The sequence below is a fragment of the Pseudodesulfovibrio tunisiensis genome (assembly GCF_022809775.1).
Lineage (GTDB): Bacteria > Desulfobacterota > Desulfovibrionia > Desulfovibrionales > Desulfovibrionaceae > Pseudodesulfovibrio > Pseudodesulfovibrio tunisiensis.
In genome coordinates, this window is the sequence record NZ_CP094380.1 from 431,490 (window position 1) to 454,148 (window position 22,659).

Annotated in this window: 21 protein-coding genes and 4 tRNA genes; 14 read left to right on the top strand and 11 right to left on the bottom strand. The window is 58.2% G+C overall.

Annotated elements, in window-relative coordinates:
* Nucleotides 1-72: 72 nt before the first annotated feature.
* The 4 genes from MPN23_RS02130 to MPN23_RS02145 form a co-directional block, all read right to left on the bottom strand.
* Nucleotides 73-147 (bottom strand) — tRNA-Gly (locus MPN23_RS02130).
* Between the two features lie 50 nt (nt 148-197).
* Nucleotides 198-272, bottom strand: a tRNA-Gly gene (locus MPN23_RS02135).
* Between the two features lies 1 nt (nt 273).
* Nucleotides 274-348: transfer RNA gene (locus MPN23_RS02140), tRNA-Cys, on the bottom strand.
* A 6-nt stretch (nt 349-354) separates the two neighbouring features.
* A tRNA-Gly gene (locus tag MPN23_RS02145) sits at nt 355-429 on the bottom strand.
* A 340-nt stretch (nt 430-769) separates the two neighbouring features.
* Between MPN23_RS02145 and dksA the strand changes: the two genes are divergently transcribed.
* Nucleotides 770-1,132, top strand: a complete 363-nt coding sequence (dksA, locus tag MPN23_RS02150) for an RNA polymerase-binding protein DksA (RefSeq protein WP_243545819.1) — start codon at nt 770-772, stop codon at nt 1,130-1,132.
* Nucleotides 1,133-1,150: 18 nt separating this feature from the next.
* A complete protein-coding gene (locus MPN23_RS02155) occupies nt 1,151-2,665 on the top strand; it encodes an NFACT RNA binding domain-containing protein (RefSeq protein WP_243545820.1) in 1,515 nt (504 codons plus the stop codon).
* Nucleotides 2,666-2,684: 19 nt separating this feature from the next.
* Here the strand turns inward: MPN23_RS02155 and MPN23_RS02160 are convergent, their stop codons facing one another.
* The 3 genes from MPN23_RS02160 to MPN23_RS02170 all read right to left on the bottom strand — a co-directional run bounded on the left by MPN23_RS02160 (nt 2,685) and on the right by MPN23_RS02170 (nt 5,957).
* A complete protein-coding gene (locus MPN23_RS02160; RefSeq protein WP_243545821.1) occupies nt 2,685-4,028 on the bottom strand; it encodes a dihydrolipoyl dehydrogenase family protein in 1,344 nt (447 codons plus the stop codon).
* A gap of 61 nt (nt 4,029-4,089) precedes the next feature.
* Nucleotides 4,090-4,956 (bottom strand): DMT family transporter, encoded by an 867-nt coding sequence (locus tag MPN23_RS02165; RefSeq protein ID WP_243545822.1) that lies wholly within the window; start codon nt 4,954-4,956, stop codon nt 4,090-4,092.
* Nucleotides 4,953-5,957, bottom strand: coding sequence for a metal-dependent hydrolase (locus MPN23_RS02170; protein ID WP_243545823.1), 1,005 nt, complete (start codon nt 5,955-5,957; stop codon nt 4,953-4,955). The genes MPN23_RS02165 and MPN23_RS02170 overlap by 4 nt, the downstream gene beginning before the upstream one ends.
* A 100-nt stretch (nt 5,958-6,057) precedes the next feature.
* Here MPN23_RS02170 and MPN23_RS02175 point away from each other — a divergent pair, with 100 nt between their 5' ends.
* From MPN23_RS02175 to leuB, 6 genes are all read left to right on the top strand, one after another.
* Nucleotides 6,058-6,702: a phosphatidylserine decarboxylase family protein gene (locus tag MPN23_RS02175; RefSeq protein ID WP_243545824.1), complete on the top strand. Its 645-nt coding sequence runs from the start codon at nt 6,058-6,060 to the stop codon at nt 6,700-6,702.
* Between the two features lie 30 nt (nt 6,703-6,732).
* Complete coding sequence (pssA, locus tag MPN23_RS02180; protein ID WP_243545825.1) at nt 6,733-7,494, top strand: CDP-diacylglycerol--serine O-phosphatidyltransferase; 762 nt, start codon at nt 6,733-6,735, stop codon at nt 7,492-7,494.
* Nucleotides 7,495-7,632: 138 nt separating this feature from the next.
* Nucleotides 7,633-9,168 carry a 2-isopropylmalate synthase gene (locus MPN23_RS02185; protein WP_243545826.1) on the top strand — a complete coding sequence of 512 codons (1,536 nt, stop codon included), beginning with the start codon at nt 7,633-7,635 and terminating at the stop codon, nt 9,166-9,168.
* A 3-nt stretch (nt 9,169-9,171) separates the two neighbouring features.
* Nucleotides 9,172-10,431 (top strand): 3-isopropylmalate dehydratase large subunit, encoded by a 1,260-nt coding sequence (gene leuC, locus MPN23_RS02190; RefSeq protein ID WP_243545827.1) that lies wholly within the window; start codon nt 9,172-9,174, stop codon nt 10,429-10,431.
* A gap of 33 nt (nt 10,432-10,464) precedes the next feature.
* Nucleotides 10,465-10,956 (top strand): 3-isopropylmalate dehydratase small subunit, encoded by a 492-nt coding sequence (locus tag MPN23_RS02195; protein ID WP_243545828.1) that lies wholly within the window; start codon nt 10,465-10,467, stop codon nt 10,954-10,956.
* Between the two features lie 55 nt (nt 10,957-11,011).
* Nucleotides 11,012-12,082 carry a 3-isopropylmalate dehydrogenase gene (gene leuB, locus MPN23_RS02200; protein WP_243545829.1) on the top strand — a complete coding sequence of 357 codons (1,071 nt, stop codon included), beginning with the start codon at nt 11,012-11,014 and terminating at the stop codon, nt 12,080-12,082.
* Between the two features lie 65 nt (nt 12,083-12,147).
* Here leuB and MPN23_RS02205 read toward each other — a convergent pair whose 3' ends face one another.
* The 3 genes from MPN23_RS02205 to MPN23_RS02215 form a co-directional block, all read right to left on the bottom strand.
* Complete coding sequence (locus tag MPN23_RS02205; RefSeq protein ID WP_243545830.1) at nt 12,148-12,624, bottom strand: hypothetical protein; 477 nt, start codon at nt 12,622-12,624, stop codon at nt 12,148-12,150.
* 3 nt (nt 12,625-12,627) lie between these two features.
* Complete coding sequence (locus MPN23_RS02210; RefSeq protein ID WP_243545831.1) at nt 12,628-12,858, bottom strand: hypothetical protein; 231 nt, start codon at nt 12,856-12,858, stop codon at nt 12,628-12,630.
* 94 nt (nt 12,859-12,952) lie between these two features.
* Nucleotides 12,953-13,225: a GIY-YIG nuclease family protein gene (locus tag MPN23_RS02215; RefSeq protein ID WP_243545832.1), complete on the bottom strand. Its 273-nt coding sequence runs from the start codon at nt 13,223-13,225 to the stop codon at nt 12,953-12,955.
* 136 nt (nt 13,226-13,361) lie between these two features.
* Between MPN23_RS02215 and MPN23_RS02220 the strand changes: the two genes are divergently transcribed.
* The 5 genes from MPN23_RS02220 to MPN23_RS02240 all read left to right on the top strand — a co-directional run bounded on the left by MPN23_RS02220 (nt 13,362) and on the right by MPN23_RS02240 (nt 18,801).
* Nucleotides 13,362-15,335 carry an ABC-F family ATP-binding cassette domain-containing protein gene (locus tag MPN23_RS02220; RefSeq protein ID WP_243545833.1) on the top strand — a complete coding sequence of 658 codons (1,974 nt, stop codon included), beginning with the start codon at nt 13,362-13,364 and terminating at the stop codon, nt 15,333-15,335.
* Nucleotides 15,332-15,724: a (deoxy)nucleoside triphosphate pyrophosphohydrolase gene (locus MPN23_RS02225; RefSeq protein ID WP_243545834.1), complete on the top strand. Its 393-nt coding sequence runs from the start codon at nt 15,332-15,334 to the stop codon at nt 15,722-15,724. The genes MPN23_RS02220 and MPN23_RS02225 overlap by 4 nt, the downstream gene beginning before the upstream one ends.
* Nucleotides 15,725-15,846: 122 nt before the next feature.
* Nucleotides 15,847-16,719 carry a methylenetetrahydrofolate reductase gene (locus tag MPN23_RS02230; RefSeq protein ID WP_243545835.1) on the top strand — a complete coding sequence of 291 codons (873 nt, stop codon included), beginning with the start codon at nt 15,847-15,849 and terminating at the stop codon, nt 16,717-16,719.
* A 20-nt stretch (nt 16,720-16,739) separates the two neighbouring features.
* Nucleotides 16,740-17,768 (top strand): aspartate-semialdehyde dehydrogenase, encoded by a 1,029-nt coding sequence (locus tag MPN23_RS02235; RefSeq protein WP_243545836.1) that lies wholly within the window; start codon nt 16,740-16,742, stop codon nt 17,766-17,768.
* Nucleotides 17,769-17,859: 91 nt separating this feature from the next.
* A complete protein-coding gene (locus MPN23_RS02240; RefSeq protein WP_243545837.1) occupies nt 17,860-18,801 on the top strand; it encodes an aminotransferase class IV in 942 nt (313 codons plus the stop codon).
* A 57-nt stretch (nt 18,802-18,858) separates the two neighbouring features.
* Here the strand turns inward: MPN23_RS02240 and MPN23_RS02245 are convergent, their stop codons facing one another.
* Complete coding sequence (locus MPN23_RS02245; protein WP_243545838.1) at nt 18,859-19,716, bottom strand: glycosyltransferase family protein; 858 nt, start codon at nt 19,714-19,716, stop codon at nt 18,859-18,861.
* Between the two features lie 388 nt (nt 19,717-20,104).
* Between MPN23_RS02245 and MPN23_RS02250 the strand changes: the two genes are divergently transcribed.
* Entirely contained in the window at nt 20,105-22,618 is a 2,514-nt protein-coding gene (locus MPN23_RS02250) for a SulP family inorganic anion transporter (protein ID WP_243545839.1), read from the top strand.
* The last annotated feature ends 41 nt before the right edge of the window (nt 22,619-22,659 follow it).

Sequence of the window (22,659 nt, forward strand, 5' to 3'; positions counted from 1 at the left end):
CGGGAAGAGGGGATGCAGAGGAAAAAAGACAAAAAAAGAAGCCGATCCTTTCGGACCGGCTTTATTTCCGTATGGAGCGGGAAACGGGATTTGAACCCGCGACTTCAACCTTGGCAAGGTTGCACTCTACCACTGAGTTATTCCCGCAATATATGGGGCTATGTAAATGGCCGACCCGAAGGTCGGCCGATGCTCTCTGGAGCGGGAAACGGGATTTGAACCCGCGACTTCAACCTTGGCAAGGTTGCACTCTACCACTGAGTTATTCCCGCGTGGAGGCGACACCCGGATTTGAACCGGGGAATGGAGGTTTTGCAGACCTCTGCCTTACCACTTGGCTATGTCGCCGTGTCTTGGAGCGGGAAACGGGATTTGAACCCGCGACTTCAACCTTGGCAAGGTTGCACTCTACCACTGAGTTATTCCCGCTCGAAAACGAAATATGTATCTAACCCGCTTGAGGAGAGATGTAAACCCCGAAAATTCGTCGAGATTCAATTTTGTCGCCGCGTTTCCATTCCGAAGGTGCGGACGGACAGATTTCCTGCCCTCAAGGCGAGAAACTGTTTAGCCGGGTGCCCTGAAGGTGTCAAGCAGAAAGTATGAAAAAAATGCCCGTTGCGGCGATTTTGAACCTGTTGTAATCTATAAGCAATGGGTGAGGGTTTACTTTTCGTGGGGTTTTGGTATATCAACGCGTTCTGGTTTTGGACATGCGAATCCGGTCACAACTTCCACAACGACACCTTACCCATCGTGGAGGCACCATATGGAAGCAAAGGATCTTCAGTACTTTCGGGAACTTCTCAACGGGATGCTTGATGATGTCCTGCAGAAGAGCGATGAGACCATCGAGGACATGACCGAATCGGGAGAGGTGTATGCCGATCCTGCGGACAGAGCGACCGCCGAATCCGACCGTGCGTTCACGCTGCGGCTTCGCGACAGGGAGCGCAAGCTCATCAAGAAGATTCAGAATGCCATCACGCGCATCGAGGATGGCGATTTCGGTCTTTGCCAGGATTGTGGCGAAGAGATCGGCGTGGCTCGACTCAAGGCCCGTCCCATGACCACGCTCTGCATCGAGTGCAAGAGCAAGCAGGAAGAGGACGAAGCCGTTCGCGGCGACTAGCGTCGAGGTCTTCAAGCAATGGAAGCCAATTTCTTTCGCTTCCTGGCCTCGGAATTGGGAGAGTTCCTTTCCGGCCGCCGGGTGGACAAGGTCTTCAGTCCGGCACCCGATGTCTGGACCTTGAAGGTCCGGAACACGGGCGCGCCGTTGCATGTGTTGTTCAGGCCCGCCAAGTCGGCGGGCCATCTTTTTTTGTCCGCAGCCAAGCCTGCCAACCCCGCCAATGCCCCGGCCCGCGCCATGTGGTTTCGCAAGCGGCTTCAGGGGCGACTCCTTTTCCGTCATTTCGTGGATTGGCCGAATCTTCGGCTGGCCTTTGAACTTTCTCCCCGCTCCGATCCCAAGGACAGCGGTGCGTATCTCGTGTTCGACGTTCGCAACGGCCTGTTCCTTTGCGATGAGCTTGAACCGGAGTTTTTGGCCAGCGTGGAATGGCCCGCGTTTGAAGACGCCGTGCATGATCCCGAGGTGTGGCGCGAGTATCCGCACATATCTCCGCCGTTGCGAAAGGCGCTTGCTTCGCTTCCCGGGAAAGACTCGCATTCCCTGTATCTGAATGTGGTCGGGGGCATGGCCGACGCGTTTTACCTCGCGTGTGCCGGGAATGCGTGGAAGCCACCGTTGGCATGGCCTTTGGGGCACAACCCCGGGGAAGTCTTCTCTTCTGCCGTGGACGCAGCCAATGCCTATGGCGAACGGACTCTCTTCCCTTTGCTGGAGATGGAGGAGGAACGTCCCGAGCAGATTCAGCGAAAGCGCGAGCGCAGGAAGATACTTCGCAATTTGCAGCGGCTTGATCAGGAAGAGGAACGGCTGGACAGGTTCTCCGCCAACAAGATGCTTGCCGAGGCGCTTCAGGCCAATCTGTACCGATTGAAGAAATTGGATGGTCTGGAAACCGTGGACGTGGAACATCCGAATGGCGATCTGATGACCGTGCCCTTGAATCCGCTGCTTTCCATGACGGAAAACATGGAAAAGTATTTCAAGCTGGCTGACAAGGCAGAGCGCGGCAGGCCGCATATCGAACGCCGACGCGAGGAAATGCGGGAGCGTCTCGAACGCGTTGAAAACGGCGAATTGTCCGGATATGAGGAGCATTCTCCGGCTTTTTCGCCAGCAGGTCCGGTCATGCCCAAACGCTACAAGGGGCTTGCGGTTTCCCTGTTTCGGTCATCCGACGGTTTCACCATCATTCGGGGCAGGAGCAAAAAGGCCAATCACGAGATGCTCAGCAAGGCGGCCAGTCCGTTCGACTACTGGTTTCACGTTTCGGACGGGCCGAGCTCGCATGTGATTCTCAAGCGCGACCATCCGGGGCAGGATGTGCCGGAGCAGACCTTGCGCGAGGCTGCAACCTTGTGCGGGCTCAAGAGTTTTCGCCGCGACGACGGCAAGGCCGAAATCATGTTCGCCCTGGTCAAGGACGTACGCAAGGTCAAGGGTTATGATCACGGACAGGTTGCCGTGGACAAGGTGGCCGGGACCGTGCTGGCCGTGCTTGACCCCGAGGTCGAGGAACGTCTGCAGTAATCTGCCGGACGGTTCGCCTTTATTCTCCCTGTACCATGAATTTCAGATAGTAGCCGCTGGTGGGATAGGCCCAAAGAGTGTCCCGCACTGCGGAAAGCGGCACGATCTGCCGGATGATCAGGGCAAACTGGTTGGCGATTTCCTCGGCATGGTGCCCAAGGATGTGCGCGCCCAGCACACGGTCTTCCTTTTCGTTCAGCAGGACGCGGCTGTATCCGAATTTTTCTCCCAGTCGTTTCCACGGAAATCCCTTGTCCAGATCATATTCCTTGAGAGTGAAGGGAATTCCTTTTTCCTCGGCCTCTTCAATGCCGAGTCCCACTGCGGCAATCGGCGGGATGGTAAACGCCACTCTGGGGATGCCCGTGTAGTTCGCATGGGCGCTGCGCGGGGAAAGAATGTTGGCTGCGGCGACCGCACCTTCATGGCTGGCCGTGGGCGTGAGCGGATAGGGCGTTTCCGCCACGTCTCCGATGGCATAGACTTTGGGGTTGGTTACGGACTGCATCTGATGGTTGACCGTGATTCCTCTCGGTGTGTGGTCCACTTCGGCCCGGGACAACCCCAACCCTTCCAGCGCGGGCTTTCTGCCTGTGCAGTTCACCACCATGTCGGCGTCGAGTGATCTGCCCGAGGACAGATGCAGGCGCAGCCCCTCATGAATTCGTTCCACGGATTGCGGTGAAGTGTTCAGTCGAACGTCGATTCCGGCCTCGCGGGTCGCGTCGACAAGCATGCCGGTCAGGACCGGATCGAACGAGCGGAGCACGCGTTCCGATCTGTTGAGCAGGGTCACGTCCGTACCGGCTCGCACCGCAATGTGCGCCAGTTCCAGAGCGATGTAGCCGCCGCCTATGAAGGCGATGCGGTTCGGCAGGGTGTCGAGCGCAAGGAAATCGTCACTGGTGGACAGCAGTTCCGCGCCCGGAATCTGCAGGGGATGGGGGGTCTGTCCCACGCAAATGCAGAAGTGTTCGGCCGTGAATGTTTCGCCGCCGGCTTCAACCGTATCCGGAGAAGTGAAACGGGCAAAGCCGTGATACGTGTCAATGCCTTCGGATCGGTATGCCTGTTCCGCGCGTTCGGGAACCGGAAGGACAAAACCGTCCCGGAATGCGGCCAGTGCCGACCAGTCGATGTCGGGAATTCCGGTCACGCCGTTGCCGACCATGTGCCTTGCCCTGGCCACGGTTTCGGCCGCCGCAAGCAGTACTTTCTTGGGGTTGCATCCTCGGAGCGGACATACGCCCCCGAACCCGTCTGCTTCGATCATGGCGACTTTTTTCCCGGCTTCGGCCAGAGGACTGGCTACCGCGCCGCCCGCCGGGCCTGCGCCGATCACAACCACGTCATATTCTTTCATTGGGGAATCCTCGTTTTTGGAACGGTACGTCAAATTTCCGCAAAAGGGTAGGATGATCGGGTTATCCGAAGGCAGCAATGCACATTGCCCCGGCCGTCATGATTGCCGTGCCGAGCAGGCGGCAGCGGATGTTTGCCTCCCGGAACCAGAGCCAGCCATAGCCTACCGCGAAGATGCCGGCCAGCCGCTTGATGGCAACCATGTAGGCGGCATGGACAAGGGAGATCGCCAGATGATGCGCGATGATTTCCGTGACCACCACGACTCCGGCGACAATGCCCTTGGCCGGTTTGCGGCAGAGTTGTTTCAAGGTTGTTCTGCGTGTCAGGAGGAGCATGCCGACAAGCGCAATGTCGAAGATCAGGAAAAAGAAGATGCCCGCAAACCAGGGCGAGGAGCGGAGAATCAGCATTTTCCCGCCCACGGCGCACAGGCCGTACAGGCTGGCGGCAACGAGCATGTACAGGGAGCCGGGTTCGTTGCCGATGGCCTTTATCGGGGCGAGCCAGCCACTTGAAGTGCTGTCCAGATTGAGCACGTAGCCGCCGGCCATGACCAGCAGAATGCCGCCGATGCCCTGAATGCCGAGGGTTTCTCCGAGAAGCACATGCCCGGTGATGATCACGAAGACCGGGGTGAATGCGAGAAACGGCATGGTCAGGGACAGAGGGGAGCTGTAGATGGCCCGGAAATGAAAGACCACGGCAATCATGGTGAGCGGTAAAACCCATGCGAAGATGGGCCAGTAGCCGGGCTGAAGCACCGGGATTTCCACGAAAGCAAGGCCGATGGCGTAAAAGGGCAGGGAATAGAAAAAGGGAATGGCACACATGTCCCAGGGACCGAGGTCCGAGAACCAGCGTTTGAGCAGGGCGGCTTCCGTTGCCAGTGCGAAAGCCGTGTACAGGGAAAGCAGGAACCAGTTCACGGCAGGTCGCCGATCCTGCGGCTGAACGTGCTGCGCGAACGATGAAAGTGCCATTCGAGCAGGGTGCCGTCCGGCGCGATGACGGCCTCCAGAGTGAAGGGGGGCTTCCGGTTTTCCATGAGCCGGGCCAGCACGGGGTTCGTGCTGATGAAGCGGACGTCCCCGAAAGTGACAAGCGTGTTCTCGTTCCGGGGCTGCTGGTCGCGAAAAGGCCAGCGGGCAAACCAGGCAAATGTGTTGAACATGGATTCCTGCTTGCCGAGATGTTCAAGTTCCTCGCTGGATGCCCGGTTGAAATGCATGTCCGGATATTCGCGATCCTCGTCCAGCAGGTTCAGGGTGGTGAGGCTGTAGCCGTCACCGTTTTCCCGGATGATCTTCCAGTAGATCGGGGAAAGTGCATCCGGCAGTACATGCAACCTGTCATAGGTTTCGCCGTGCCATGCCAGTTCCCGACTCAGTCGTTTGTGGATGCGTTCCGCCGTGGCCATGTTCCAGAGCGGATAGGCCACGATCCAGATCAGGCCGAGCATGCCCAGAATCTTCCGGTTCGTCTGCCAGAATGCTCCGACAATGATGCAGAGCAGCATGACTCCCGTATAAAAGGGGTCAATGATGAATACGCCGTCCAGAGTGAAGCGCTGGGTGGAAAACGGCGCGAGAAGCTGGGTGCCGTATGAAGTGATCAGGTCCAGCCAGATGTGCAGCAGGATGACGAACAGGGCCAGAACCAGTATTTTGCCGTAGGATGCGCTGCGGGTGAACGGCTTGTACAGGGCGGACAGTATCATGGCCATGATGGGCCATCCGAAAAGCGATGTGGATACGCCCCGGTGGTAGAGCAGATTGTGTTCCGGGTTCGAATTGGTGAACAGTACGTCCGCATCTGGAAGCAGAGCTGCCGCAATGCAGAATGCATACAACAGCGGTTCCCGTGAAAACCATCGACGGGCCGCCTGTGCACCAAGTATTCCGGAAGCGAGATGTGTGACAGGGTCCATGATATTCCGTATACGATCATCAATGGTAAATGTAAAAACAAAACTTGCGGTTTGGCCTGTGTCCGGGTACAGACCATTAAAAAAGAAGGAGATTCGGAACATGCGTACTCCGTCCGTCGGCGTGTCTCTTGAGGGCCTGCCTTATATCGTCATTGCTGCGTTCACCACCCTGATTTTCGCTGTGCTTGACTGCTGGTTCATGGCCCTTGTCGGCCTGTGTGCCACAGCGTTCATCGGTCATTTCTTTCGTGATCCCGAGCGCGTGGCTCCCGAGGATGCCGAAGCCGTGGTTTCCCCGGCCGATGGCAAGATTTGCAAGATCGCCCGCGAGGAGGACCCCCTGACCGGCGAAACCCGTCAGGTCGTGTGCGTGTTCATGAACGTGTTCAACGTGCATGTGAACCGGATGCCGGTTTCCGGCAAGGTCGAACGTATCCGTTACATTCCGGGCAAATTCTTCAATGCTTCCCTGGACAAGGCCAGCAAGGACAACGAGCGTTGCCTGCTGGAAATCGTGGGCAAGGGCAACCAGCGGTTCACCGTGGTGCAGATTGCGGGGCTCATCGCTCGTCGCATCGTGTGCTGGGCCGAGCCCGGCGACAAGCTCAAGAGGGCCGACCGGTTTGGTCTTATTAAGTTCGGCTCGCGAGTTGACCTTTACCTGCCGGATGGATATGCTCCGAACGTCTTCATGGGCCAGGAAGTCGTGGCCGGTGAGACCACACTTGCCGTGAAGCGCAAGTAACGCATTCGAAAACAAAGAAGATATCAGGTCATGGAAAAAAAGCTGCCCCCGCACAAGAGCGTATACATACTGCCGAATCTGCTTACCACCGCAAGCCTGTTCACGGGCTTCGTGGGCTTGCTGTCGGCTATTGGAGGCGATTTCGTCACCTGCGCCCTGTGCATTCTGGTCAGCTGCGTTTTCGATGGTTTGGACGGCAAGGTGGCCCGGCTTACCCGGACCACCAGCGAGTTCGGGGTGCAACTCGACTCGCTGGCCGATCTCGTGGCTTTCGGCGTGGTGCCCGCCACCATGGTCTATCTCTGGCAGCTCGAAAGCTTCGGCAGGCTCGGCATGATGGCCGCGTTCCTGTTCATTGCCTGCGGTGCGCTTCGGCTCGCCCGGTTCAATGTGCAGGCGGCCTCCAGCTCCAAGAAGCATTTCGTGGGCTTGCCGATTCCTGCGGGTGCGTGCACCCTTGCCACACTGGTTCTGTTCCACGAGTATATTCCCCAGTCCATGGAGTCGCTGTTGCCTGTGGCGACTCTGGTACTGGTCTATGTGCTGTCCTTTTTCCTGGTCAGCACCATTCGTTTCTACTCCTTCAAGGAATTCAGCACGTTCAAGGCGCATCCCTTCAGCTCCATGGTGACCGTCATTCTTGTGTTCGTGCTGGTGGCCTCCCGGCCCAAGCTCCTTGGTTTCGTCTTTTTTCTGGGCTACCTGATTTCCGGCCCGATCTACACCCTATTTATTCTATCCCGTCGAGGAAGCCGACTGCTAAGGGATAAGAATAAAGAAGAGCTAAGCTAGCTCCTCCCCCCGACACATCTCATCCCGCTCAGAGTCGAGCGACCGTCCCTGGCCTGCAGCCGAACGCAAATGCGTCCGGTTGCTTCGTTGTATAGTATTACCGTATACACAAGACTCAAGGACTCCTTGGAGGAAACCATGTCTGACCGCGTATTTGTTTTCGACACCACCCTGCGTGACGGAGAACAGTCCCCCGGCGCCACCATGAATCTGGATGAAAAAATCCGTATGGCCCGGCAACTGGAAACGCTTGGCGTGGACATTATCGAGGCCGGATTCCCCATTGCCAGTCAGGGCGATTTCGAGGCCGTGCAGGCGATTTGCAAGGCCGTGGGCGATGTGCAGGTCGCCGGGCTGTGCCGGACCGTGATCAAGGACATCGATCGATGCTGGCAGGCCGTGAAGGAAGCGCGCAATCCGCGGATTCACACCTTTGTCGCCACCAGCGACATCCACATGAAGTACAAGCTGAACAAAAGTCCGGAACAGGTGCTGGACATGGCGGCCAAGGCCGTGAGCCATGCTGCGCAATACACGTCCAATGTGGAGTTCTCCGCAGAGGATGCGTCCCGTTCCGACTGGGATTTTCTGGTCAAGGTCTTCGAGACCGCCATTGCGGCCGGAGCCACCACCTGCAATGTGCCGGATACCGTGGGCTATACCCAGCCTTTTGAATATTACGAAATGATTCAGTACCTGCTGGGGAACATACCCAATGCCGGGAAAGCCATCTTCAGCGTGCATTGCCATAATGATCTGGGGCTGGCCGTGGCCAACAGTCTGGCTGCGATTCAGGCCGGGGCAAGGCAGGTGGAATGCACGGTCTCCGGCATTGGCGAGCGTGCAGGCAATGCCGCTTTGGAAGAAGTGGTCATGGCCATCAATACGCGCAAGGAATTGTACAACGTGGAGACCCGGATCGACACCGAGCAGATTTATCCGTCCTGCCGCAGGTTGTCCCAGATCATTGGTCAGCCCATTCCGCCGTACAAGGCCATCGTGGGCACGAATGCATTCGCCCATGAATCCGGCGTGCATCAGGACGGCGTGATCAAGAATCGGTTGACCTACGAGATCATGACTCCGGCTTCCATTGGCAGGACCGGTACCGACATTGTCATCGGCAAGCATTCCGGCAGCCATGCCGTGAAGAAGAAGGCCGAGGAACTCGGGTACGAGCTGGATGATGAACATCTGGCAATGCTGTTCAGTGCGGTCAAGGAACTGGCCGACAAGAAGGAACAGATTTACGATGAGGACGTGGAAGCCATGATTCTGGAAAAGGTCTACCGTCGCCGCGACAAGTTCCGGCTGGTGGACATGAGCGTGTTTTCCGGAACCGGCGACGTGCCGCCGCATGCCGCCGTGGTCATGGAATTCGGCAGTCTGGGCGGGGAAGTGGACATTCGTCGGATCAGTTCCTTTGGGGAAGGGTCCATCGATGCCGTGTTCAAGGCCATTTACGGGCTGGTCGGCGTTCCCGCCAAACTGGAAAGATACTCGGTCAACGCCGTGACTCAGGGATCGGACGCTTTGGGCAGTGTCGCCGTTCGCATCGAGCATGAAGGGATCAAGGCCGTGGGCCGCGCAACCGATGCCGACGTGGTTCGGGCCAGCGCGCTTGCCATGATCAATGCCCTGAACCGTTTGGAAAAAACCAGAGAGGAGAAATGACGCATGGCCCAGACCTTAGCTGAGAAAATCTTGCAGAGGCACACGGACCAGGAGGTTGCCGGTCCCGGACAGATCGTGCAGTGCCGGGTATCCCTGGTGCTGGCGAACGACATCACTGCGCCTCTTGCCATCAAGTCGTTTCGGGCCATGGGCGCGGAAAAGGTCTTTGATCGGGATCGGGTTGCCCTTGTGTGCGATCATTTCACCCCGAACAAGGACATCGATTCTGCGGAGCAGGTCAAGGTGGTCCGGGATTTTGCCCGAGAAATGGGGGTGACCCATTACTACGAAGGGGGCGAGGTCGGCGTGGAACACGCGCTGCTGCCGGAAAGGGGGCTGGTCGGTCCCGGGGATGTGGTCATCGGCGCGGACAGCCATACCTGCACCTACGGCGGACTTGGCGCATTTGCCACGGGCATGGGGTCCACGGACGTGGGCGCGGCCATGGCCCTTGGCGAAACATGGTTCAAGGTGCCGCCCACCATTCGGGTGGATATATCGGGTACGCCCGAGGCGCATGTCGGAGCCAAGGACTACATGCTCAACCTCATCGGCAGGATCGGCGTGGCCGGAGCCTTGTACAAGGCCTTGGAATTCGGTGGTTCGGCAGTGGACGCGCTGAGCGTGGAAGGCCGCATGACCATGGCGAACATGGCAATCGAGGCCGGGGGCAAGGTCGGCCTGTTTGCGGTGGACGAAAAGACCCTGACGTACACTGCTGCCGCCGGGCGAAGCGGAGATGCCCGGATGGAGCCGGATCTGGGAGCGGAATACGAGCGCGTCGTGACCATCGACGTGACCGGCATGGCTCCGCAGATCGCATGCCCGCATCTGCCGGACAACGTGAAGCCCGTGAACGAGGTGGCCGGACTTCAGGTGCATCAGGCCGTGATCGGTTCCTGCACCAATGGCCGCATCGAGGACATGCGTGAGGCCGCTGCCGTGCTCAGGGGGCGCAAGGTTGATTCCCGGGTGCGCTGCATCGTGCTGCCTGCCACGCCGTCCATCTGGAAACAGGCGCTTGCCGAAGGGCTCATGGAAGTGTTCATGGATGCGGGCTGCATCGTTGGACCGCCGACCTGCGGGCCGTGTCTGGGCGGGCACATGGGCATTCTTGCCGGCGGGGAACGGGCCATTGCCACGACCAACCGCAATTTCAAGGGCCGCATGGGCAGTCTGGAAAGTGAAGTCTACCTGTCCAATCCGGCTGTTGCCGCAGCCAGTGCCATTGCCGGGGAAATCGTGCATCCGGCGGACCTGTAGTCCGGAAGAACCGTAATTTTCAAGGAGTTCGACATGAAAGTGACCGGAACCTCCCACAAAGTGGGTGATCACATAGACACCGATGCCATCATTCCGGCCCGTTTTCTGGTGACCACGGACCCGGCCGAGTTGGGGGCCAACTGCATGGAAGGATTGGAAGCCGGATGGATCAGGCGTGTCAAGCCGAACGACATCATGGTTGCCGGGGAGAACTTCGGCTGCGGGTCTTCCCGCGAGCATGCCCCCATTTCCATTCTCGGTGCGGGAATTCCTGTTGTCATTGCCCGGAGTTTTGCTCGCATCTTCTATCGCAACAGCTACAACATGGGGCTGGTGCTCATGGAAGTGGGCGATGATATCGAAAAGATTCATGACGGTGACGAGTTGGAGGTGGATACCGCTTCCGGCCTGATCGTCAACAGGACCACCGGGGACAGGATGCAATGTGCGCCAGTCCCGCCGTTCATGCAGGAGATTCTGGATGCGGGCGGTCTGGTCGAATACGCCAAGCGCAAACTTGCCTGATTGACCGGGACTGGCTGCAACTTCATGGAATAACGAATTCTTGATCGGAGAGAGTATGAAAATATGTGTCATTCCCGGCGACGGGATCGGTACCGAAATCGTGGAACAGGCTCTTCGGGTGCTGGAGGCCGTGGGCGACCGGTTCGGCAGGAAGTTCGACACGGTTGAAGCACGTATCGGCGGCATTGCCATTGATACGGACGGCGTTCCCCTGCCCGAGGAAACCGTGGAGAAATGCAAGGCTTCGGACGCGGTGCTGCTTGGTGCCGTGGGCGGGCCCAAATGGGATACCATCGATCCGGCCATTCGTCCGGAAAAGGGGCTGCTCGGCATTCGCAAGGCCTTGGGCCTGTTCGCCAATGTGCGGCCCGCAACCCTGTTTCCCCAGCTTGCCCATTCCTGCTATCTGCGGCCGGACATCGTGGCCGGAGGGCTGGATGTCATGGTGGTGCGGGAACTGACCGGCGGCATCTATTTCGGCGAGCCGCGCGAAGACGGGGAAAGCAATGGTGAGCGCTACGGCTTCAATACCATGGTCTATTACGAGCATGAAATCCGGCGCATTGCCCGGGTTGCGTTCGAGGCCGCGCGCAAGCGTTCCGGCCGGGTCTGTTCCGTGGACAAGGCCAACGTGCTCGACGTGTCCCGCGTCTGGCGCGAGATCGTGATCGACGAGCATCAATCCGGCTATTCCGATGTCGAGCTGACACATCTGTACGTGGACAATGCAGCCATGCAGCTTGTGCGTGATCCGTCCCAGTTCGATGTGATCGTGACCGGCAACCTGTTCGGCGACATTCTTTCGGACGAGGCAGCGGCAATCACGGGATCGATCGGCATGCTGCCGTCCGCGTCCCTCGGGGAAGGCAATCCCGGACTGTACGAGCCCATTCACGGCTCAGCTCCGGATATTGCTGGACAGGACAAGGCCAATCCGCTGGCAACGATTCTCTCCATTTCCATGATGCTGCGCCACTCCTTCGACATGACAGAGGAGGCAGATTGCATCGACAGGGCGGTCGCGGCCACTCTGGAGCAGGGATTCCGCACCGGGGACATCATGCAGGGGGGAGCCCGTCTGGTCGGTTGCAGGGCCATGGGGCAGGCCGTGCTGGACAATATCTAGTCGGACTCAACGAAAGGAAGGCCGCGGGATGCAAAAAATCCGCGGCCTTCCTTCGGTGCTGAAAACTATTTCGAGACGGACAGGGAATGCTGGGCGACCTTGTTGGCCTTGAGTGTCTGCTTGGCTGTTTTCAGGTCGATGAAGCCCAGGGTCAGGGAAACGCCGATGTAGTCCATTTGCAGGACAGACATCTTGTCCAGCACCTTCTGATGCTGTTCCAGCGTGATCTTCCCCTGCTGGATGAGATAGCGGCTTATCTTGTCGTTGGCGTCTTCCTCGTCGTCGGTGGCGCCCAAATCCCCGGCCGAGATGGTTCTGATGCCTTCCTGACTGTTCTGCAGGGTTTGGAGTCTGTTTTCCTTTTCCCTGATTTCCGCTCCCAGACTGCGTTTTCGCGATGCGAGGAAACGGTACTTTTCCTCTATGTTCCTTTCGCGTTTATCCAGAGTCGACAGCTCGATATTCCGGCTTTGGGACACGACACGGTAAAGCAGGCAGAATGCGATGAAGAGTATGAGTATGAGCGTGAGCGGCAACCACATGGATCAGTTCCTGTATGACTCTATTTCCGCATCGATTTCGTCCAGCTTGACCTCAAGGGCTGCATTTTCCTGTTCAAGTACGTCGTTCTTCTTGTTCAGGAGAGCTTCCTTGCCTGCAACCTGACGTTGTCTGCGTTTGACTTCCTCGCTGCAGTTGTAGTGATGGATGAGCAGAACTGCCACCAGCACGAAGCTGAGCATGGCGAGAAGCAGATAGAGTGTGCTTGTATCCATGGTTTGCCGTGGGTTGAGGGTGCCGAAATACGGAACCCCGCAAGTCTACCTTGGGAAGTGCGCCTTGGCAAGGGATGCGGATGCCGTTCCCGATTCAACCGTTCGTGTCTGCCAGCATTGCAAGCCGGGCCAGCTTTTCCCGGCGCGGGAGCTTCTTGATGGCTGCCTCCATGCGAAGGGCCGTGCTTTTGTCGGCCACTCGGGCGCATGCGGCCATGACGACGGGGCGTCTGGAGCGTGTGTATTTGGATGCGGTTCCGGCGTTGTGCTGGGAGAGCCTGCGGTCCGGGTCGACTGTCACGCCGCAGTAGAGCGTTTCGTCCGCGCAGCGGAGCAGGTAGACATACCAGTCCTTTTTGGGGGTCACGATTTGTGGTCTCCGGGGTTGAAATCGGCCTCTTTCCTTGCGTTTCGAGCTTTCCGCATATATCACCCTTGGCTGTCCATCGAAAAAAAACTACTTGTGGCCGGATTTCGGCCGTCAGGTCAAGCAGATACATGATATGTCGAGAATAACTGTTCAATCACTGGAAAAATCCTATGGCGGTGACGCCGTGTTCACCGACCTCTCCTTTGAAATCGGTCCGGGCATGCGTCTGGCCTTTACCGGGCCGAACGGTTGCGGCAAGAGTACGCTGCTCAAGATTCTGGCCGAAGTCACCGAACCCGATGCCGGACAGGTCAGCGTGACCAGAGGGGCGCAGGTCGGTTATGTGGCACAGGAATTCGGGGATCGGGATTTGGAGACCCAGCTTCTGGCATGGGTGCTTTCGGCCCTGCCTTCATGGAACGAGTTCTGGGAGGAGTGGGAAAAGGCCGTTGCCGATCGGGATCAGGCCCGGATCGAGCGGCTTTCGCACAGACAGGCCGAATTCGAGCAGAAGTTCGGATACAACCCTGATCACAAGGCCCGTGCCATTCTTTCCGGTCTCGGATTTTCCGAGGAGGATTTCCACAAGAACCTCTCCGGCCTTTCCGGCGGCTGGCGGGAAAGGGCCAAGCTGGCGCGCGTGCTTTTTCAGGGCGCGGACGTGCTGCTTCTGGACGAACCCACCAACCATCTCGATCTTGAGGCCGTGGAATGGCTTGAAGACTACCTGCTTAACTACAAGGGTGCGCTTGCATTCGTGGCGCATGATCGCATCTTTCTGAATCGCGTGGGTACGCATGTGCTGTTTCTGGGCGGGGGCAAGCCTGTTCTTCGCAAGGGAACCTTTGACGAATTTCTGGATTGGGACGCGGAAAATGCCCGGCTCCGAGAAAAGGAAGCAGCCAAGCTCTCTGCTAAAATAGAAAATGAATACAGCTATATCCGTCGGTTTCGCGTCAAGGCACGCAAGGCGGCTCAGGCGCAGAGCAAGCTGAGGAAGGTGGAAAAGCTGGAAACCGAGCTTTCCCGCCTCAAACAGTCGCAAATGACCACCCGGCGGGGGCGGAGCCTGAGCTTCAGCCTGCCCGAGCCGCATCGCGGGGACAAGGTCGCGCTGTCCGCTGTTGATCTGGAGTTTGCCTACAACGGAAAGTCCGTGTGGCCTCGGCTGAATTTTCAGGTGTTTCGCGGCAAGAAGATTGCTCTGGCCGCGCCCAATGGTGCAGGCAAGACCACCTTGCTCAAGCTGATTGTGGGTCAGCTTGCGCCTTCGCACGGGCATGTCTCCGTGGGCACCAATACTCGGATTGGCTATTTCAGCCAGCATCAGGCCGAAATTCTGAATCTCGAAGGCTCGGTCATCGGTGAAATCCGCAGGCTGTCCGATCCCAATCTGACCGAGGAACAGCTCATGAGCGTGCTCGGTCTGTTCCTGTTGGGCGAACCGTTCTTCGAGCGCAGGGTCAAGGGGCTTTCCGGCGGTGAAAAGAGCCGTCTGCTGCTTGCCACGCTTTTTCTGGCGCGGGCCAACTTCCTCATTCTCGACGAACCTACCAACCATCTGGACATCGAGACACGGGAAGGGCTGGTCAGTGCGCTCAAGGATTACGAAGGTACGCTGTTCTTCGTGGCGCATGACCGCTACCTGCTCAACGAGGTCGCCGAAGAGGTGTGGACCCTGAACGAGAACGGCCTGTCCCAGTACATGGGCGGGTTCAAGGAGTACCATGCCAAGGAGAAGCAGGCCGCGCTCGAGGCCGAGCGCCCTGCCGAAGTCGTGCCTCAGAAGCGCAAGTTGACCCGGGAGGAAAAGCGGCGGCAGGCCGAGATTCGCAACGAGCTGTACAAGGAACTTCGTCCCCTGAAAAAGGAATATGACAAGCTCGAGGTTGATCTGGAAAAATCCCTTGAGGAACAGAGTTCCCTTGAGGAACAGCTCAATGACCCGACCCTGTATGAAAAGCCGGATCAGGCCCTGAAGCTGAACAACGCCTATCGCGAGGTCTCGGAGTGGGCCGAGCATCTCATGGAACGCATGGCCGAATTGGAGGAGTCCATCGAAGCCGTGAACAGGCGCAAGTCCGAACTGCTTGGGGAGGACGAATGAAACCAACTCTGGACGTAGTGGCGGGCATCATCTGGCGCAACGGCTGGTATCTGGCCGTGGAGCGGCCCGAGGGCATGCGCATGGCCGGCTGGTGGGAGTTTCCCGGTGGCAAGGTCGATCCCGGAGAAACCCCGGAGCAGGCCGTGGTGCGGGAACTTCAGGAAGAGTTGGGTGTGACGGCCGTGGACTGCGAGTTCTGGCGTGAGCTTGTCCATGAATATGAAGACTTTTTTGTCCGTCTGCGTTTTTATCATGTCCGGGATTTTACCGGCACGCTGACTGCGTGCGAAGGGCAGGACATGGTCTGGGTGGACCCGGCGCATCCCGAGGGCGTGAAATTTCTGCCCGCGGACATTCGTATCGTCGATGATCTGCGGACCCTTGGCTGACGCTGACTGGCGCGGACGTTCAGGGAAATTCGGGATTGAAGGACGCGGAGATACGGAGTATATGTTGGAACTTGCCCGTTTTGCGGGGGCGGGCGCGAATGTAGAGAGAAAGGAGAGAGTCATTGCGCATCAGTGAACTGATCAGGAGCAAATCCCCCTTTATTTCCTTGGAATTCTTTCCTCCCAAGGAACAGGAGGCGTGGCCTGCGTTTTTTGACGTCGTGGACAAGCTCAAGTCGCTCGACCCCCTGTTCGCTTCCGTGACCTACGGAGCTGGCGGCGGCACGCAGGATAATACATTGGAAATCGCCACGCGCATCAAGCGCGACCACGGTCTGGAACCGTTGACGCATCTCACCAGCGTGGGAGCCTCCTCGGAAAAACTGGAGAATTTTCTGTCCAGCCTTCAGGATGCGGAGATTGAAAACGTGCTCGCCCTGCGTGGCGATCCGCCTCGCGGTTGCGACAATTTCGATTTCGGCTCCCAGGAATTCCAGCATGCCACGGATCTGATTTCCTTCATCAGAAAACGTTTTCCGGACATGTGCGTGGGCGGAGCCGCCTATCCCGAGCCGCATCCCGAATCCCCCTCCATTCAGGCCGATCTGGACATGGTGGGGCTCAAGGTCAGGGAAGGAGCCGAGTTTCTCGTGACCCAGCTCTTTTTCGACAACAGGCTCTATTTCGACTATGTGGCTCGGCTCAAGGCCATGGGCAGCGACGTGCCGGTGATTCCGGGCGTGCTTCCCATCATGAGCCTGAAATCCGCGAAATTCATTCTGTCCCTGTGCGGGGCCGCGATTCCCGGCAAATTCCTCAGCGCACTGGAAAAGGCGCATGAGAAGGGTGGGGACGATGCCGTCTACGAACTCGGCATGGACTATGCCGTGAGGCAGGCACAGGAACTTGTCGACGGTGGCGCTCCGGGCGTGCACCTCTATACGCTGAACCGGGCCGAAGCCTGCCTGGAAATCGGCGGCAAACTCAAGATCTAGATCGTTTGGGGGAAGATAACATGAGCAAGAAGAATCCCAGAGTGGCTGTGTGCGGCGCAACCGGCGCCGTGGGCCGCGAGATGTTGAAGGTCCTCGAACAGCGCGATTTCCCGTGCAGCGAGGTCATCCCCATGGCCTCCAGCCGGTCCGCCGGAACCAGGGTTCCGTTTCGGGATCAGGAACTGACCGTTGTCGAGATGAAGGAGGATTCCTTCGAGGGAATCGATCTGGCACTTTTTTCCGCTGGCGGTGGCACTTCCCGGCATTTTGCTCCGTTCGCTGCCAAGGCTGGCTGCGTTGTGGTGGACAATTCCAGCGCATGGCGCATGGACCCCGAGTGTCCGCTGGTCGTGCCGGAAGTGAATCCGCATGATCTGGACTGGCACAAGGGCATCATCGCCAACCCCAACTGTTCCACCATCCAGATGATGGTGGCTCTCAAGCCCATTCATGACGAGGCCCGGATCAAGCGCGTGGTGGTTTCCACCTATCAGGCCGTGTCCGGCACCGGGCAGAAGGCCATCGTGGAGCTGGAAAATCAGGTGCGTCGTCTCATGAGCGGTCAGCCCGTGGTCGCGGACGTGTATCCGCATCAGATCGCGTTCAACTGCCTGCCGCATATCGATGTGTTCGAGGAGAACGGTTACACCAAGGAAGAAATGAAGATGGTCAACGAAACCATCAAGATCATGGGCGACGAGTCCATCAAGGTCACGGCCACCTGCGTGCGTGTGCCCGTGTTCTACGGCCATTCCGAGTCCGTGAACATCGAGACCGAACTCAAGCTCACTGGTGACGACTGCCGCGCCCTGCTGGCGAGGTCCCCCGGCATTACCGTGGTGGATTACCCGGAAAAGCTGGCCTATCCCATGCCTGTGGACGCGGCCGGTCTGGACGACACCTTTGTCGGCCGCATCCGCGAGGATGAAACCATTGAAAATGGCCTGAATCTGTGGGTGGTGTCCGACAACATCCGCAAGGGAGCGGCCCTGAACACCGTGCAGATCGCCGAGACATTGATGGAACGCGACCTGCTGCGGGTTCCCTAGGCACGGAAGCAATTGTGTCCGGCAGGCGGCTCGGCCCCTGCCGGATTTTTTTATCCAATACAGCCCGATTGCCGAAACACAAGGAAAGAACATGGTGAAGACAGCGGACGGCGAGGCTTACCTCAAGGCCATGCTTGAGGCCAAACGGCCCGGCATCTCGGAGATTCAGGCATTTTACGAACACCGTGTGGGCTTGATCTGCACCGACCCCGGAATGATGCTCATGCCCTGGGACGACCACCTCGTGCATCGCGGGGACGGCGTGTTCGAAACCATGAAATTCATCGGCGGCAAGCTGTATCAGCTCGAGCCGCACATGGAACGCCTCCAGCGTTCCAGTGAGGCCATCTACCTCAAGCCGCCGTGTTCCTGGGATCATATCCGGGAAGTCATTCAGGACGTGTGTCGGGCCGGTGGGCAGAAGGACGGACTGGTGCGCGTGCTCATGGGACGCGGTCCCGGCAGTTTCGGCATCGATGCCCGGGAATGCCCGGAAGCGAGTCTTTATGTGGTCGCCTACAACTTCCATCCCAAGCCCGAGCGTTTTTACACCGAGGGCGCAAGCGCATTCAAGACGTCCATTCCGGCCAAGCAGGCGTATCTTGCGACCATCAAGTCCATCGACTACCTGCCCAACGTGCTCATGAAGCGCGAGGCCGTGGAAAAGGGACACGATTTTCCGTTCTGCTTTGACAAGCACGGTCTGCTGGCCGAAGGCGCAACCGAGAATGTGTGCATCGTGGATCAGGACGACAAGCTCCATATCCCGGAATTCACCAATGCCCTTGCCGGGACCACGCTCATGCGGGCCGTGGACCTGATCAAGCACGAGATTCCCATCATTTTCCGCGGCATTTCCGAGGATGAAATTCTGGATGCAAAGGAAGTGATTCTCGTGGGAACCAGCGGTGACGCCATTTCGGTTGTCCGCTTCAACGGAATTCCCATTCACGATGTGCGTCCCGGCCCGGTGGCCAAACGCATCCGCGAATTGTTGATCAGGGATCTGGAGGAGAACGGGCTGCCCTTGTAGTGCGTTCTTTTGGCGCAGACTCTTTTGGGCCGCCTCATTCGAGGCGGCTTTTTTCGTTCAGAGGTGCGCGACGGAGGATTCGAACTGCCGAATGGCATTTTGCGTTGTGCGGTGTGCCCCGATTCTGTGAAGAATGTGGTCGTTGAACTGTCTGGTCACATCCAGGGGCCCGGGGATCACCCCCAGCGCATGCGGTGTTGCCCAGGTTTCGCCACGAAGGTGGCACAGGGCCCAGCGCACGGTGTGGGGGTGAAAGAAGCTCTGGTTGTTGATGACGAGCAGTGCCTTGTTTCGTCCGTCTTCGGCCCGAGCCTTGAACGACGGCTTGCCCTGTTCGGCGGTGACAAGAGGATAGGGGATGTGGAAAAAGGAGGCTCCGGTCAGTGTCACCTGCACGTGGTAGTCCCATTCGCGGTATGTGGTGTTGGCGCGAAATCGGATGTCCTGCTCCCATACCGTTCGGCGATAGCAGACTGCCGGGCCGAGAATGTTGCGGGATTGCAATGCCGACACCGAGAAACCCGGCAGCTGCACGAATCCCGATTCCGCTGACGATGCATCACGAACAAGGCGGATATAGTCGGAATATACAGCATCAATTTCCGGATTCTCATCGAAAACCGGCAGAATCGATGTCAGAAACTTGGGGTCGAGACGGGTCTCGGGAGCAAGAAAAAGAAGGTATTGGCTGGACGCCTGCATACCGCCCAGATTCAGTTGTTCCGAGACCGAAGCCGTTTGCTCGGTTTCCACCAGAGTGACGTTTCGACAGCCGGAAATCTCCTGCCACAGGGAAGACGTGAATCGCGGGAATGCTGTCGAGGATACCGCAACCACTTCGGTCCGGCTTCGCCCTTCGGATTGTCTTGCCAGGGAGGCGAGCAGTCTGGGCGGTCCGGCCGTGTTTTCCGTCATAGCGAATATGACCGATAGCAACGTGTTGCGGTTCATGTGCAGCCCTTCCTTGGGATTCGGTCTCGTGAAAAGGGGGGATGGCACGATCCGTGTGCACTATTCCGGCCCTTCGTAGTCGTTTTATCGGCGGATTAATCGAATTCTTTAGGGCATTGGATTTTTTTCTTGCGCGCCGGCTCAGGTCCCGGCTTGCACAGGCTGCATCCTTCACGTATGTTTCGTAAAAAGACGTGTACTGTCGGGATGGTTGTATTTCATGGCCCGGAAACGGATATTTTGTGACCTCTGGTGGTGAACCGTGGCGATTTTCAAATGCGGACAATGTGGATACGAACGCAAAGTTCCCGACAAGCTTGCCGGTAGAAAGGCCAAGTGCCCGGAATGCGGCGTGGCTGTGGAAATTGTGGAGGCTGCCGATGCTGTCGAGGCGGAAGAACCGGAGGAGTCCGGCGAGGATTCGGTTTGCAGCGAGTGCGGCCATGTGATGGGCGACGGTGTGGACACATGTCCGAATTGCGGCAGGCCGGTGCTGCCTGCCGAGGAGATTCCCGAACCATCCGAAGAGGACTTGGACCTGAGCGATCTGGCCGAGGATGCGGAAAATCCTGTCTGGGATGCCGCGTTTCAGGGGGGCGATGCCGTTGCGTCTCCGGGCGTCGACAGGCCGGTAGGGCAGAACGGCAGATTTTTTCAGGGCAGTCTGATTCTCAACATCTATTCCGGGGTCGTGTCCGGACTTGTCTGTTTTGTGGTGGCCTTGGCCTTTGCCCTGCTCGCCACATCCCAGCCCGGGGTTCGGGAATTCCTGCCGCAGGTGCTGGCAATGGCGCTGACCGCCTCGGTGGTTGGCGGGTTCGTGTATGCCTCCCGTGCCGGGATTCCGTTTGCCCTTGCCGGTCCCGAGGCCGTGATTTCCGCTGTCCTGTTCCTGTTTCTTGGTTCGATCCAGCGCAGCATGGAGGGGCTGTATCCCGAAGGCCATCTGTTCGCAACGATGGTGGCCGGACTGACCGTTGCCGCCTTGTGCGCCGGATTGGCACTGTACCTGATGGGGCGTTTCCGCGTCGGAGAAATGGTGCGGTACATTCCCGTGCAGATCATCGGCGGGGTCATCGGCGGGGTCGGCATTTTCGTGCTGCTCGGTGCGCTTGATTCCATGAGCGGGCTGGACATCGACTGGACGAGTCCCGTCAGCGCGTTTGTGAACAGCATGATGCATCTCAAGCTGAGCTATTTCCTGTTCAGCATGGGGCCCGGAGTCGTGTTCGGCCTGTTGGTATTCCTTTGTCTGGGCAGGTCTGGAAATTCCCTGCTGGTCCTGCTGCTCATTGTCGCGGGGGCCGCTGCCGGCTTTTCCGCAGGCATATGGGGGGAAACCGAGGACGTCCGATCTCTGGCTGCAGTGCTGCCATTGCCCGAGGGCGCGTCGGTCCGTAGCGTGCTGCTCGGCGTGGATGCCAATTTTCTGGACAGCATCCAGTGGGGAGTGCTCAAGTCGAACAGCCCGTATCTCGGCGCCATATCCATCCTTGCCGTGCTCACGACCATGTATCGCATCACCAAGCTGGAAATGCTTCAGGAAAGGGAAATCGACCTGAGTCGCGAGTATTCGTCGCTGGGACTTGCCAATCTGTTTTCCGGATTGACTGGCGGCGGTCCTGTTTCCCTGCTTTACAGCCAGAGCGCGGGCAACTACCTCGTGGGGGCGCGCGGCGCGGTTTCCGGATTGGTGGCGGCATTTGTCTGCGGTGCACTGTTCTGGTTTGCCGACGACATCCTGTTGTATCTGCCACGATTCGTACCTGAAGGATTCATCGTATACATCGGCCTGGAGATTCTGCGCAACTGGTTGTTCCAGACGAGGAGCGCGTTTACCCGAAGTGACGATACGGCCATGCTGTGGATCACTTTTCTGTTTACCGTGTTTTTCGGAATTCTCGAAGGCATTGGGTTCGGAATCGCTCTGGCTATGCTCGCCACGGTTCGTCGCTACAGCAGGGGCGGGGTTGTCCGGAACGTGCTTTCCGGCGTGAATCATCACAGCAATGTGGACAGGGCTCCGGCGCAGCAGCGCATTCTTGCGGAATACGGGGATCATATCTTCATCCTGCGCTTGCAGGGGTTTCTGTTTCTGGGGTCCATGCAGCGTCTGCTTCAGGACATCGGAAGTCGGTTGGAGAACCGAAATCTGCTTCCCGTGGAATATCTGATTCTGGATTTCCGGCTGGTCACGGGATTGGCTTCGGCTGCGGGCATCGGGTTTGCCAAGCTCAGGACGCTTGCCGAAACCTTCGGCTTCGAGGTGATCATCACCAGCGCTCCGCTGGAGCTGGAGGAACATCTGGAAAAGAGCGGCTACACCGGTGATGAGGGGGGCTTCAAGGTCTTTCACAATCTGGATTTCGCCATGGAATGGTGCGAAAACGAAGTGCTGGACCGGGAAAACCTGCGGGACATGCAGCATTTGTCCCTGACCAAGCTGTTGGAGCCGGTTTTTCCCGAACCCAGATACATTCCGGTGCTCATGAAGCTGCTCAGGAAGGAATACGTGAAAAAGGGCGATGTGGTCTTTCGTCAGGGCGACGCGTCCGATGCCATGTATTTCGTGGAGTCCGGCAGGCTGGATGTGGAGCTTGAACTTGAGGGCGGAAAGATTCTGCGCATCAAGAAGGTCGGTCCCGGAGCCGTGTTCGGAGAGATGGGCATTTACACGGATGCGCCGAGGTCGGCCACGATTCGCGCCGCGGAAAAATGCGTCGTGTACAAGATGACGCGGGAAAAGCTTGATGCCGTGGAAAAGCGTGCACCCGTGCTGGTTACCAGCATCAACCGTTTTCTGGTCAACATGCTTTCCGAGCGGCTGGGAGCCGCCAACATCAAGATACGCGACCTCATGGTCTAGTTGTCTGAAAAAAAAGCGGGCCGGATCAGAGACTGATCCGG